10 protein-coding genes are annotated in these 13,760 nt (G+C 35.6%); 5 read left to right on the plus strand and 5 right to left on the minus strand.

All coding sequences use genetic code 11. The features are described from left to right. Positions 1-75: 75 nt before the first annotated feature. On the plus strand, positions 76-1,044 hold the full coding sequence (locus tag GXZ93_01480) for an NAD-dependent epimerase/dehydratase family protein (protein ID HHT78462.1): 969 nt from the start codon (positions 76-78) through the stop codon (positions 1,042-1,044). Between the two features lie 49 nt (positions 1,045-1,093). Then, positions 1,094-2,032: a glycosyltransferase family 2 protein gene (locus GXZ93_01485; GenBank protein ID HHT78463.1), complete on the plus strand. Its 939-nt coding sequence runs from the start codon at positions 1,094-1,096 to the stop codon at positions 2,030-2,032. Here the strand turns inward: GXZ93_01485 and GXZ93_01490 are convergent. The 4 genes from GXZ93_01490 to GXZ93_01505 all read right to left on the minus strand — a co-directional run bounded on the left by GXZ93_01490 (position 2,029) and on the right by GXZ93_01505 (position 6,187). After that, the gene (locus GXZ93_01490; GenBank protein HHT78464.1) at positions 2,029-2,187 is read right to left on the minus strand and encodes a hypothetical protein; all 159 of its coding nucleotides are present in this window, start codon (positions 2,185-2,187) and stop codon (positions 2,029-2,031) included. The genes GXZ93_01485 and GXZ93_01490 overlap by 4 nt on opposite strands. 105 nt (positions 2,188-2,292) lie before the next feature. Then, complete coding sequence (locus tag GXZ93_01495) at positions 2,293-4,128, minus strand: hypothetical protein (protein HHT78465.1); 1,836 nt, start codon at positions 4,126-4,128, stop codon at positions 2,293-2,295. Then, positions 4,118-4,849, minus strand: coding sequence for a hypothetical protein (locus tag GXZ93_01500; protein ID HHT78466.1), 732 nt, complete (start codon positions 4,847-4,849; stop codon positions 4,118-4,120). The genes GXZ93_01495 and GXZ93_01500 overlap by 11 nt, the downstream gene beginning before the upstream one ends. A 12-nt stretch (positions 4,850-4,861) precedes the next feature. Beyond that, positions 4,862-6,187: a hypothetical protein gene (locus GXZ93_01505; GenBank protein HHT78467.1), complete on the minus strand. Its 1,326-nt coding sequence runs from the start codon at positions 6,185-6,187 to the stop codon at positions 4,862-4,864. 221 nt (positions 6,188-6,408) lie between these two features. Here GXZ93_01505 and GXZ93_01510 point away from each other — a divergent pair, with 221 nt between their 5' ends. Both GXZ93_01510 and GXZ93_01515 read left to right on the plus strand, forming a co-directional pair. Beyond that, positions 6,409-7,200 carry a hypothetical protein gene (locus GXZ93_01510; protein ID HHT78468.1) on the plus strand — a complete coding sequence of 264 codons (792 nt, stop codon included), beginning with the start codon at positions 6,409-6,411 and terminating at the stop codon, positions 7,198-7,200. 95 nt (positions 7,201-7,295) lie between these two features. Then, a complete protein-coding gene (locus GXZ93_01515; protein HHT78469.1) occupies positions 7,296-8,369 on the plus strand; it encodes a flippase-like domain-containing protein in 1,074 nt (357 codons plus the stop codon). Between the two features lie 130 nt (positions 8,370-8,499). On the opposite strand, the gene GXZ93_01520 is transcribed toward GXZ93_01515, so the two are convergent. Further along, positions 8,500-11,013 (minus strand): glycosyltransferase, encoded by a 2,514-nt coding sequence (locus GXZ93_01520; protein ID HHT78470.1) that lies wholly within the window; start codon positions 11,011-11,013, stop codon positions 8,500-8,502. Between the two features lie 125 nt (positions 11,014-11,138). Here GXZ93_01520 and GXZ93_01525 point away from each other — a divergent pair, with 125 nt between their 5' ends. Further along, positions 11,139-13,637: a glycosyltransferase gene (locus tag GXZ93_01525; protein HHT78471.1), complete on the plus strand. Its 2,499-nt coding sequence runs from the start codon at positions 11,139-11,141 to the stop codon at positions 13,635-13,637. Positions 13,638-13,760 lie beyond the last annotated feature (123 nt).

Here is a 13,760-nt window from a genome sequence, read left to right on the forward strand (position 1 = left end):
AAAAGTTTAAAAAGTAATATTATAAATTTTACCTGATTTTTTTAATTAAATATACTTATTTAAGAGGTTTGTTTATTGAATATATTGGTAACAGGCGGGGCAGGCTTTATAGGCTCAAGTCTTACTGACAGATTGCTGGAAAATGGCGCCGGGATTTTATGTCTGGATAATTTCAATGATTTTTATAATCCGCTTATCAAAGAAAACAATATAAGCTGCAGTCTGAAAAATAAGAATTTTAGCCTCATCCCGGGTGACATACTTGACAAAAAACTGCTTGATAGAATTTTTTCCGGCAATGAAATTCACATGGTCATCCATCTTGCAGCAATGGCAGGAGTCAGACCTTCAATTGAAAATCCGCTTCTTTATGAAAAGGTAAATATAGAAGGTACGATAAATCTTCTTGAATGCATGAAAACCCACAATGTAAAAAAGATGCTTTTTGCTTCTTCCTCTTCCGTATACGGCGGAAATAAAAAAGTGCCTTTTTCTGAAACAGACAGCGTAGACAAACCGGTTTCGCCATATGCAGCCACAAAAAAAGCCGGCGAACTTTTATGCTATAACTACCATCATCTTTATGGTTTTGCCATATACTGCCTGAGATTTTTTACAGTTTACGGTCCGCGTCAGAGACCGGAAATGGCGATACACAAGTTTACAAGACAGTTATATTCCGGAAAGAGCATGACTGTCTTCGGAGACGGTTCAACCAGCAGGGATTATACATACATAGACGATGTCGTAAACGGCATCATTAATTGCATTGACAGGGTTAATGGATATGAAATAATTAATCTTGGCAACTCCAGTCCGACAAAGCTGGCAGATCTTGTAAGGCTTATACAGGATATTTCGGGCAGAAAGTCTGAAATCAGAATGGAAGAAATGAAGCCGGGAGATGTTTTTACAACTTTTGCAGATATAGAAAAGGCAAAAAAAATAATAGGATACAGGCCTGAAACATCAATTAAGGAAGGGCTTGGAAAATTTATATTATGGTATGAAAAAAATTTAAAAGATGGAAAATTATATGAGTAAAAATCAGAGAATGGTCAAAGCCTGCAGTTTTCACGACGAGAAAGAGGAGATATATCTTTCCGTGGTAATACCTGTATATAATGAAAAACAAAGTCTTAAACATCTTTATGAAAATTTAAATGCCGTTCTTCCGGGAATCGGAAAAAACTACGAAGTAATACTTGTAGATGACGGAAGCAGTGACGGCAGTTTTATGGAATTAAAGAAAATCCACGAAAAAAACAATAATTACAAGATCATCAGATTCAGAAAAAATTTCGGCCAGACTCCTGCCATGAGCGCCGGTTTTGATTATGCAAGAGGAGAAGTAATAATCACTCTTGATGCAGACCTTCAGAATGATCCGAAAGACATACCGCTTCTTCTTGGAAAAATGGAAGAAGGATATGACATAGTGTCGGGATGGAGAGCAAAAAGACAGGATAAGACAATTTCAAGAAAACTGCCTTCTGTAATTGCAAACTGGCTTATTGCAAAACTCACCAGAGTCCATATACATGATTACGGATGCACTCTTAAGGCATACAGCAGGGATGTGATCAAGAATATCGAGCTTTACGGTGAAATGCACCGTTATATTCCGGCAGTTGCAAGCTGGATGGGAATTAATGTCGCAGAAGTAAAAGTAAATCATCACAGCAGAAAATTCGGCAAATCAAAATACGGTATCTCCAGAACCATAAGGGTTATTCTGGACATTATAACCATTAAATATCTTCTAAGCTATTCGCAAAGACCTATACAGATTTTTGGCCTGCTGGGTCTTTTCACCGGGACTGCCGGCCTCATAATTACCATATACCTGATAATTATGAGATTGTTCTTTCAAATGTCCCTTGCAGACAGACCTCTTTTTACATTGTCTATCTTCATGATTTTTATCGGAGTGCAGTTAATAACAATGGGCATCCTTGCCGAGCTTATTATGCGGACTTATCATGAAGCTTCCGGAAAACCAACTTATGCGGTCAGGGAAATCATTGATTAAAACTGAAGCCTGCTTATTATTTCAATGACTTTCTTTCCAAAATTGCCGTCAAGCAACCTGTAATCAAAAATCTCAATGAATATAATAAGGGCAATAAAAAAGATAAAAGCGTAAAAGAGATAATAGAAAATTTTGGCTATCCAGATTTTATACAACTTTTTCCTTCTTAAATAATTGAAACCATTCTTTTGACTTTACTGACTCAATTAAAATATAAATAGTATAAAATTTCAAAGGAAAAGAACGGATTTATAATCTTTTTATTTTCTCATACCGTATCCGTCCAGATATTGAACCACATAATTAAAAATAGTCTGTGCAACTACTGCTGAGCCTTCAGGGGTATAATGAACCCAGTCAAGCACATAACGTCCCGGATCCCTTGAAAGAGGCGTACAGATATCAACCACCGGGACTCCGTTTGCAGCTCCGACATTATAAATGATTCTCTGATAATACGGCCAGTCTTTTTTCGAAGGCTCTATCGAAGTATTTATGTAACCTATGCTTTCAAGGAAAACCGTTGCATTGATTGCTTTTGCTTTTCCAACAAGCCCGTTTAAATAATAATTAAACTTTTCAGTTCCTCCGCCGGTATCGTTTGTACCATAGCCTATTATTACTATATGCGGCCTGTAACCGGCAACGGATGAATCAAAACGGTGAAATCCTCCAGAAGCATTTTCCTGGGAAATGCCGCTTGCAATAATGCTATAATCACTTCTCGGATAAGTTGCCTCCAGCATGCTCCCCAGTATCTGCGGCCAGTTTGACCTTGCAATAAGAGAGTCCCCCATGCAGACTATTGTGACCTTGAAATTGGCTTTTATGCCTATTTCTGCCTGCTCTACTTTAAAATCAGTCCCGTTTGAACTTAAGCTGAAATCCGTTTCTATTGTACCTCCGTTTGTCATACCGGAATAAACCTGAAAATCAAGGCTGACTTCTTTCTTTTCACCGACATCTATTTTCTTTATCCTGAAAATTATCCCTTCATCAGAGGATTCAATTATTTCTGCATTGCTGCATTTTGCGCTTCCGGGAACATATGAGGTATACTGGGGAACAGGACAGGTAATTATCACATCTTCCGCCCATACATCGCCTGTATTTTCTATAGTCATATTTGAGCTTATGATGTCTCCCGCCCACAGATATTCTCCATTCTTATCCGAAAGAGTAACTACCGAATTATCAAACTCAGGGAAAAGACTGACCGTTGATTCCGCCGAAACCTGAAGATTGTCGTTTTGTTCACTTGTCAGACTTGCTGAATGCTCCAGAATTTCATCCATGGTGACTCCCTCAAGGATTCTGATACTGTAGGAAAAAGAAGTTTCGCTACCTGCTTCATAATTACCTATTTCCCATATTATTTTATTGCTTTTCAGTTCAAATTCTTTTGGTGATATGCTGTTTTTGATAATCTCTGTTTTTTGAGGTATCTGAGCTTCAACTCTTACTCCCGTCGCATTCATGTCTCCCTTGTTTGAAGCATTAAAACTAATATTTAAAGTATCCCCTATTCTCAAATCGCTTCCGTCTTTATCTTTAAGAGATATCCCGCTTAAATTCATTTTGGGAGAACTGGTGATTTTAAAAGTCATTTCTTCACCAAGAATAATAGTTTTTGATTCATTGCCTAATTTATATTTCATTTCAACAGACGGGGTTTTTATTTCCATGCCATTGTCAAGCGGTTTGTCAGCTACAAGAACAATCTGTATCTTTTTGCCTTCATCTCTTTTAATAACCGGTTCCTCAAATACAAGTTTGTTTCCTTCCTCAAAATACTCTCCTGAAAAATCACCTTCATTTATTTTTGTATTCTCCGGAATTGGAAATTCAATATGGATATCATTAACTTCCCTTCTTCCCGTATTAAAATAACCAAGTTCAATAGTTATTTTTCCGCCGGGCTTTAACTCTGCAGGAGAAAGGCTTCTGACATAATTAAGAGTCCTGTCTTCAAAATTGGGACTGAGTCTTATGAGGAAATTATATGAGATAAAAAGTCCGATGCCTATTATTGCAATTGCAATTATAACCATCAGAAAAACATTTAAAATTGATTTTATATCTTTCTTAATATCCATTTACATACCACAAAAAAACCAGAAATCCAAAATCTATGATAAGAAGCACTATATATGAGATAAATATGGAAAGTCCTTTTCTTTTTACAGGCCTGAATTTTGTTATTCTCAGTATTTCAATCAGTACTACTCCCAGCAAGAAGATATAAAAAAAAGTAAGATATTTGTTGGAGTACAATTTTTTAAAGAATTCCACAAACGGATGGTTTCTAAACCATGGAACTGTCTTTAAATCTTTAAAATAGCCGGGGCCTATTCGAAAATTATCTTTCCCGGGTGAATTTAAAAATTTTCCTATGTTTATCCTGTTTAAATCAGCATTGCCGTCTATTTTCAAACTGATTTCTATATAGCTGTAGTCCCTGCAGTCAAAAGAAATGCCGTCCGTGAAATCATCTTCATTTAAGATGCAGTCAAATGTAAGAGCTTTCTCCGATATTATTATTTTGTCGTTTTCTTCAAAAGCTGATTTCTCAATATTGTCAAATACCCCGTCAGTGGAAAGAGATCCTGTGAAATTTATTTTTTTCCTGTCAGAACTCCAGGAAATATTGATTTTCCCGCTATCATCTTCCCAGATAAAATAGCCGAGGCTTACACCGGGCAGAAATAATGTTTTGGTGCATGAAGTAGCAAGCAGCATTATTGCAATTGCCGATACTGCAAGAAGCATGAGCCTGAAATACAATTTTTTATTTTTTATTTTTTCCGGTATTTTCATATTTATATATTTTTATAATCCTGTTTTGTCAGACAGCTCATTTTCTCTGGAAGTTTTCCTGTTAAACAAATAAATAAGATAAACCATCCACAGGGTAATTCCCGTAAATATGCTCCTGAATATATTCACAAATTTTGCCGGATCATAGAACCTGTTTATAAGAGGTATGGGTCCGGGCAGATAAATGAAAAATCTGTGATCAAATGAAGCAAAAAGGAATTTTGTTATAAGATCTCCCCAGTAAATGAAAACAACTGCCAGAAACAAGAACTGTACCCACTGGAAATAGTACATATTTTTCTGTTTGCCGGCAACATATAAAACAAAAGGAACACTCCATAAAAGATACTGCGGATGAAAGTATGAAAGCGCCACATATAACAGATAAATCATTGCACAGTACGACATTAAAAAATCGAAGGATTTATTTTTCAGTTTTATGAAGCTGAGAATCAGTACAGTATAAACAACCAGGAATATAAAAATCCGGTCATGAACTATGAGCTCAAGCTTGGATGAAATAATGTAGTTGAAATGTTCCGCATTAAGCAGGGAGAATATAACGCTTTTCCCGAATGCAATATATGATACTGCCTCAATTGCAATCAGGCCGGAAAGACCTATCGCTCCCATAATCATATAATCTTTTTTCTTCTCAGCAAGATAAATTATAAGAATCGGAAGAACCATTATCGGAAAAAATCTTATAGCCTCTGCAATGGCAAGGACAAGGACAGCCCAGTATTTTCTTTTCTTCTTTGCCAGAAGAAAAGAAAGAAGCGTTACAAAAAGACCGATTGTGTCATGTCTTGCAAAAAGATAAAGTACAAAAATTACAATGGGGTTGAACATCCAGTACTTGAATATTTTTAATTTTTTCCGAGTGTCTCCGTCATAAAAAAGCCTCAGGATTACAAATATGCAGGCTATGTCAAAAATAAAATATAAAAATTTGAATATGGCAAGTATAATAAAAATATTATCGCTTTTTACAAATTCAACCCAGGAAACCCACGTATCCTGATTCAGCAGAATATCTTTATATGAATTAATGAAAGGAAAGATGGTTTTTGACAGCAGAAAATAAACAGAATGTATTATATTTGTTATAAGCTGCTGAAAATCAGAACCTATGTTTCCATTGAAAACCGTATCCGCTGCTCTCTGATAGGTTGAAAGAAGGTCTCTCTGAAAAAAGAAAGGCATAAAAAGAAACCTGATAAATATGCCTCCAAGAAAATATTTGTAAAAAAGAGTTAAAGATCTCCCGTCGTTTGTGATTTCAGGTGAAATAAAAATGCAACCGAGTTTTTTAAAAAAATTTTTTGCTCTTGCCATTTATTTTACTATTTCTGAATTTAAGACAAATTATAATTTATGTTATTATTAGCAAATATAATTAATACATTAATCAGTCACTAAAATTAATATTTTACTTAATATTTAAAATAATTAAAGCAAATCGGTAAAATTTACAGATAATAACTTATTGCCGCATGATAATTCAAATACTGTAAGTTTTTTCGGCTATTAAAAAACAAAACTCAGGGGGCTGCAATATGGATGAGGAAAATAAGATAATCAGTAGCACTTCAGAAGATAAAGACAATGAAATAAAAAAAATAGATGAAAAAGTAAGATCAAAATCGCTTACAAAACCGGGAGGTTCCAAATTCAAAAAATACTGCGACTTTTTTGTAGGAAAACGCGGATTTTTTGCCTTTCTGAAATATGAGATAATCACCGGCCTTTTTGCAAGCTGTCCCGGAGCCGCAGGAATATTTTTAAGAGGTATTTTTTACAGATTTTTATTTAAAAAGGTCGGAAAAGGAGTCAGCTTCGGTAAAAATATAATGTTCAGGCACCCGAATAAAATAATTATAGGAAATAATGTAGTAATTGATGATAACTGCATGCTTGATGCAAAAGGTAATACTAACGGCGGAATAGTTATTGAAGATGGCGTATTTCTGGGAAGAAACACTATTTTAAGCTGTAAGGACGGCGATATAATCTTAAGGGAGAATGTAAATCTTGGATTTAACTGTGATATCTTCAGCGGCAAAAAGATTGAAATAGGAAAAGATACAATGATCGCGGCTTACACTTATTTTGTGGCAGGCAACTATGTTTATGATTCCGCAGACAAACCGGCAACTGAAATGGATACCATCTGCAAAGGAATATATGTGGGCGAAAATTGCTGGTTCGGGGCAAAAGCCCTTATATTTGACGGAGTAACCATCGGGAGAAACTCAATAATCGGAGGGGCGGCTGTGGTGAATGAAGACATACCTGAATATTCAGTAGCGGTAGGCATGCCGGCAAAAGTCGTAAAATCAAGAAAATAATGTCTGTTTAATTTATATGGCTTTTGTTTTATAATTTACTGATTGTTTTTAAGGAAATATTTTTTTGGTAAAAATTAAAAGGTATCGGTAGTTTTTTGAATATAGACAAAAAAAAGTTAAAAAACAGGATTTTTATCGCACTTAGGATTTTAATAAGCGTAGGTATATTATTCTTCCTTTTTAAAACCCAGTTCGGCAATTTTTCGGAAATCATTTCCTATATTTCCAGGACAAAGGTTAATTTCTGGATGATAGGACTTTCTTTTTTAATGTACTGGCTCGGTATTTATTTTCTTGTCCTGAGATGGCAGATTCTTTTGAAGACACAGCAGATAAAAGCTTCCATGCCTTTTTTGTTCGGTTCCTATCTTGTCGGATATTTTTTCAACAATTTCCTGCCAACCTCTATCGGCGGAGATGTTTACAGGATTTATGACACTTCCAGACTTAAAAACAGTTCAGGCATGAAGGCTGCTTCAATCGTGCTGATGGAAAGAACCACAGGAGTCGTGAGCTCAATAATATATCTGGTTTTCGCTCTTGCAGTAGGATTCTTAAGGACTTCACATGTTGAATTCAAGATGGGAAAATGGAATATTTCAAACAACATCCTTATAGTGATGATACTTACATTTTTTATACTGGCGGTTCTTGTAATCCTTATTATGCTTTTCCCTGATTACTTCAGGCTTAACAAAGTTTTCAGGAAATTAAGATTTCTGCACAAATGGGAAGACAAGCTGAGACAAATGTATAATACATTCAAAGATTTCAGGAAATTCAAGCTTATTATGCTTGTGACTATTATTCTGAGCATGCTTCTGCAGTTTACTTTTACTCTTAATTCTTCATTCTGCAGCCAGGGTTTCGGGATAACCCAGCTAAACCTTATAGCCTATATATTCATAATACAGATAAGCTCAATACTTACAATGATACCAATATCCATAGGAGGCATAGGAGTCAGAGAAGGCGCTTTTGTAGTGCTTGTCGGCGCTCTTGGCGGCCCGAAGGACATAGCAACCATAGTTTCAATAGCTGTTCTCATCATGATACTTGTTCCGGGTATTATAGGCGGAATAATATATGCTCTAAGACCATACATGGACAGAAAAAGAAAACAGGCTGAGATGACAGAAAGCAAGGAATCCCCTCAAAAGGAAGCGTAATATAATACTTTATGGTATCTGCAATAGCCTTATTAAAATCCCTGATTTAATGCTGTGATTTTGTGATTATATAATCTTCCTATTTTCAGATCCGGATTTTTTTAATATGTCTTTAATGCAGGCAGTAATGCTATTTACGATTTAAATAGTTTGAAACATAATTAAAAGTTTTTTTCGGTCCGCTTCTGGAAAGATGGTAAAAAAAACTTGATATAAGACATCTTTTTCTGCCTCCCGGTGATGCTGCGGAGCAGTTATCTTTTTCAAAAGACTGCCCTTCGGTATCCTTAACGGCACTTATAACAGGATCCATGCAAAATTTTACAAGCGGGCTGCATGCTTTTTCCCACCTGTAATCATCGGCAATACGGGAAATATTTTCTACACAGCTTTTATAAAATACTTTATCATCAGCAATTTTCTTTATGGCTTCGGCAATATCCTGTGGATCTTTCTCCTTTACAACCAGACCGATTTTTTCTGTTTTTATAAGATCGCTGAAAAAATCACCTTCTGTCGATATTACCGGAAGATCTGCCCAGATATAGTCAAGAACTCTTGTCCTGAATGAAAATCTTGTTTCTATATGAAGAGGATGTGTGATTATTCCTGCATCAGATTCCATAAGATAATTCTGTCTTTCATCATATTTCACCCAGCCGAAATTGAAGAAAACATTTTTCTCGAAAATTCCAAGGCTCTTTGCAAGATTTACCGTTTCACCGACAAGGGATAGCTCTTTTACCATGGGATTGGGATGCTTTACTCCCATAAAGAATAATTTTATATCATCCCTTTCCAGACTTATGAGTTTCATTGCCTTTATAAGCGAAAGAGGATCAAACCAGTTATATATTCCTCCGCCCCATATAATCACAAAATCATCTTCCCTGATTCCGCCAACAACTCCCTTCAATACTTTTGTTGTATGAACAGGTTTACTGTCAGGAAGGCCGAAAGGCACGACATCTATTGTTTTTCTCAATGTGCTGTCTGCATAATAAGTAATCGGGTTGATCCTGTTTAAGGCAGCAAGCATTCCCAACCAGAAATCTCTCTGTCTTTCTGAAGCACAGAGAAAGAAATCTCCCCAGTAAAGCTGCTCATTTATAGTTTTTACTACTTCTTCATGAATCCCTATTCTTTCCTTTATGGGCTTTGAGCTGTATTCTTCAAGGGTTGCAAGGTTATAAGGGTCATATATGTCAAGGATTAAAAACCTGTCTTTCCTTTTCAGGCTCTTAAATTTGTTAAAAGAAGTTCCGCCGCATAGAATTATATCAGCTCTTTCAACGAGTTTTCCAAGGGAAATGTCATCAGAATACCAGCTTATCTCAAATTCCATATCAGGGAGGTCAGGTTTGTTAGGGCTTGCTATTATTACATGCATGTAGCGGGAAAGGACTTCTGCAAAATTCCATATCCTTATAGCCGGACCGGCCATTTCTTTATCTATTACTTCATCCGAGACAAGAAGGATGGTTCTTTTTATTTTCTTGTTAAAAATATCATAGATGCCAAGAGATGAAAGCATGTTTATCTGCTGTTTCTGATAGTTTTCATCACCGGATACTGAAAGGAATTGTCCTTTGAAATAGGTAAATAATGCCTTGTCGTCTCTTCTTCTGTTTGATTGAATAAAATCTCTTTTTGCTTTATGTATTGCTATATTGTCAAGAAAATCTTTCACCGCCATCAGGGAACTCAAAGGCTGTGGATCTATTTCAAGCTGCCTGATCTTATCACCTATTTTTTTTGAAAGCTCGCTTGATTTTTTATCATTTATGTCGAAATTATAATAACTCTTATAATCAAATTTAAAATCGGTAAATATTCTTGCAAAAATATTGGAAAACGTTGCAGCAAGAATGGCAGAAAGACTCTGTTCCCCGTAATTCTTATAAAGAGATATAAGGGCATTTCTTTCTTTAAGATATCTCAGTTTGTCATCGCTGAAAGCTTTTGATGTCCCGTGATGCATGTGGTAAATAATTGAATCAGGGGCAAATACTACTTTATAACCCAGAACCCAGAGTCTCCATCCAAGATCCACATCTTCATAATAGGCAAAAAAATCCTCGTCAAATCCGCCCGAATTCAGAAAAACATCTCTTTTGACAAGCATGGCTCCCCCGTTTACAAAAGGAAGAAATCTTTCTATATTATGATTATCTTTCTCTTTTGGCCTACCGTAATCAATCTGAAAACCCTTTGCTTCAAAATTGATCATGCCGCCCGCAAAATCAATACTTTTACCGTCAAAAGAAAGTACTTTGGAGCCTGAGCAGATTATTTCATCTGAGCCGTAGACAGGTCTCAGGAGTTCTATAAGCCAGTTTTCATCAACTTTGGTGTCATTATTTAAAAAAGCAACATAGTCTCCTTTTGCTTCTGCAGCTGCCTGATTGTTTGCTTTTGCAAATCCCAGATTACCATTATTGCAAATGAGTTTTACTTCCGGATAATTATTTCTTACAAATTCAACAGAATCATCATTGGAACCATTATCAACAATAATTATTTCAATTTTCTCTGTCGGATAGTTAAGCTTTTTTAGCGATTCAAGACAGTCTTTCAGATAATTACTGCCGTTAAGGTTGACGATTGAAACGGTAATTAACGGATATGAATAAATATCTTTCATAACAAGTTTATTAAGATAAAATAAAAGGTTTGAAATTTATATAAATTATAACAAACAATTTTTTTTAAACAATAATTAATGTTAAAATGGAGAAAATTATCACTTCTAACATGATAAATTCAAAAATGGTTAAAAAAATTTCTTTTATTACTGAAAAAATGCTTGTCGGACATGGTGTGGAACTTGTAGTCGACAAACTTGCTTCAGGACTTACAGGTAGAGGTTACGATTGCAATGTTTTCTGCACCCGGGCTGATGATGAATACAGGAAAAGAGCTTGTTATGATATAAACATTATTCCCGGAATGACTGGCTCGAATGTCATTGAGCTTGAGAAAAAAACAAAGGAACTCAGGCATATCTTCAATAATCAGGAAAGCGATCTTTTTATAATCAATACTTTTCCATATTACAGCCTTGCAGGGGTGCTTGAAAAACCTGTTATTTCAATAAACTACGGGGTGGTCTCCACTGAAGGCATGAGTCTGAGAAGAAAACTATTTTTCAGATATATGGATTTTACCCAGAATAATTTTTATTTTAAGAACAGCTTTAAAATAATAAGTATATCTGAATTTCTTAACGGCAAAATCCCGAAATCATTAAAAAACAAGTCATCCTGCATATATCTGGGAGCAGACCATTACAAAAATGAGCTGGGCGAAAAAGACAGGATTGAAAAAGAAGCCGTAAAGCTGAGGCAGGAACTGAATATCCCGGAAAGTGACGTGCTGATGCTATATGTGGGAAGGCTGAATCCTGTTAATCAGCCATATAAGGGCACCGGGGAACTTAGGGAGATTTTCAGGGAAGCAAGAAAAAGCAATGATTCTTTAAAGCTTCTGATGGTCGGATTCGGTTCCGGAAACGATGAAATAGCTTTAAGAAATGAAGGGATATGCGTAATTCCCAATGCTCCTTTTGAAATGATGCCTGTTATTTATTCTGCAAGCGATATATACACCACATGTACGAAATGGGAAGGCTTTGACCTTCCGGTAGTTGAAGCCCAGACTTTTTCAAAGCCGGCTATCTGCTATAAAATCGGGGCGCATCCTGAAATAATGGAAGATGGCATCACCGGATATCTTGTAAACAGCAGGGAAGAATTTCTTTTAAAACTTATAGAACTTTCAAAAAATCCCGGCCTTATAAAAAAACTGGGAGAAAACGGCCTTAAATCATCGGAAAGATTCACCTGGGAAAGAACCGTGGACGAATATGACTCTCTTTTCAGGAAATCCGGGAGAACGCATAATCTGGTACTCGAAAACGCAAATTTTTCCGATAAAGGAGCTACTCATAATGATAAAGGAACTGCCTATAACGATAAAGAAACTACTTATAATAATGTATTACCGGCAAACACGTCTGCCCTTACTGTTCTTATAGTTAATTACAATTCTTCCGTAGAATGCATTTCCGAGTGCCTTGACTCTCTGAAAAACCAGACTGTTAAAAATTTTAAAGTTCTGCTTTTTGATAATGGAAGCACAAATGAAACCATCCGCACCATAAAAAACTTCTACTTGAAAAAATCTGACAAAGATATTTCAAGCAATATGACAGGCAGAGAGGAATATGACGAATTTTATGGTATTGATTTAAATATAATCGAAAACGATTCAAACATAGGTCTTGGCAGAGCAATAAACAAAGCTTTAAAACAAATAGACACAAAGTATGTTCTGATATCGGGATTTGATGTGGTTTATGATTCCGCTGCGCTTGAGGAATTTTTAAATGAAGCGGAAAAAATTGATGATAATGTAGCAGGTCTTGCGCCAAAGATTAAATTTTCATATCAGCGTAATTTTATTGAAAGCGTCGGAACATACCTGGATACTTCTCTTTACGACGGTTATCAGGGACTCGGACAGCTTGACCTGCATCAGTATGATGTTCCTGAAGAAATATTCGGATTGTCTTTTACATGTGCTTTCATTAAAACGGATTATTTTAAACCCTCGAGAGTCGGGCCTGTAGAAGAAGATTTCTTTTTATTTTATGAAGATTTTGATTTCTGCTACAGGGCAAACCTGCTCGGATACAGGTTCAGGTCATGTCCGAAATCTGTTGTCTATCACAAGTACGCATATAACTTCAGGGAAGAATCAACTGCTTTTCAGACCATTTACTATTACAAAAGACTTAATCTTCTGAAAATGCTTTTTAAGAACTGTGAGCAGAGAACAATCGACAGGATACTTCCGACAGAAATGAGAATAATGAAGTCAAATTTAAAAGACAGAAATATGAAGCACACATCAAAAAGGATAATTTCTGATTTCAGAAAAAGCAGAAACCATCTTTTGAAGCAGAGAAAAATGATACAGCTGCAAAGACTTGTAAATGATGATGAGATAATAAAGTATTACTGGGGTGAAAAGAACTTCTTTGATATCATAACAAACGAACCTGTATTTTCGATCGAGAATCTTATAAAAATTTATCAGAGACTTTTTGTGATTACAGGCAGCAGCAGATATATGGAATATATAAGCTATCTGGAAAGTCTTGAAAATACCAAACTAAAATTCGACAAGAAAATCCTGACGTCCAAGCTTCACAACAAGCTTGAAAAAGAACCGATAAGTGTTCACGAATTCATCGACAGATTATAAAACAGTTTTTAAAATAATGAAATTTTCATGAAAATAGGAATAGAAGTTTCAACAGTATTAAATTTCGGAACCAGGATGGGTGCCGGAAGATACATAAATAATCTTATTAAAAATCTGCTGAAA

The sequence above is a fragment of the Actinomycetota bacterium genome (genome assembly GCA_012837825.1).
GTDB lineage: Bacteria > Actinomycetota > Humimicrobiia > Humimicrobiales > Humimicrobiaceae > Humimicrobium.

Bases quoted from the DNA above. Each gene is read 5' to 3' on its own strand.
- GXZ93_01495 (HHT78465.1), bottom strand. From the start codon at position 4,128: ATGGATATTAAGAAAGATATAAAATCAATTTTAAATGTTTTTCTGATG.
- GXZ93_01500 (HHT78466.1), bottom strand. From the start codon at position 4,849: ATGAAAATACCGGAAAAAATAAAAAATAAAAAATTGTATTTCAGGCTC.
- GXZ93_01505 (HHT78467.1), bottom strand. From the start codon at position 6,187: ATGGCAAGAGCAAAAAATTTTTTTAAAAAACTCGGTTGCATTTTTATT.
- GXZ93_01510 (HHT78468.1), top strand. From the start codon at position 6,409: ATGGATGAGGAAAATAAGATAATCAGTAGCACTTCAGAAGATAAAGAC.
- GXZ93_01520 (HHT78470.1), bottom strand. From the start codon at position 11,013: ATGAAAGATATTTATTCATATCCGTTAATTACCGTTTCAATCGTCAAC.
- GXZ93_01525 (HHT78471.1), top strand. From the start codon at position 11,139: ATGGTTAAAAAAATTTCTTTTATTACTGAAAAAATGCTTGTCGGACAT.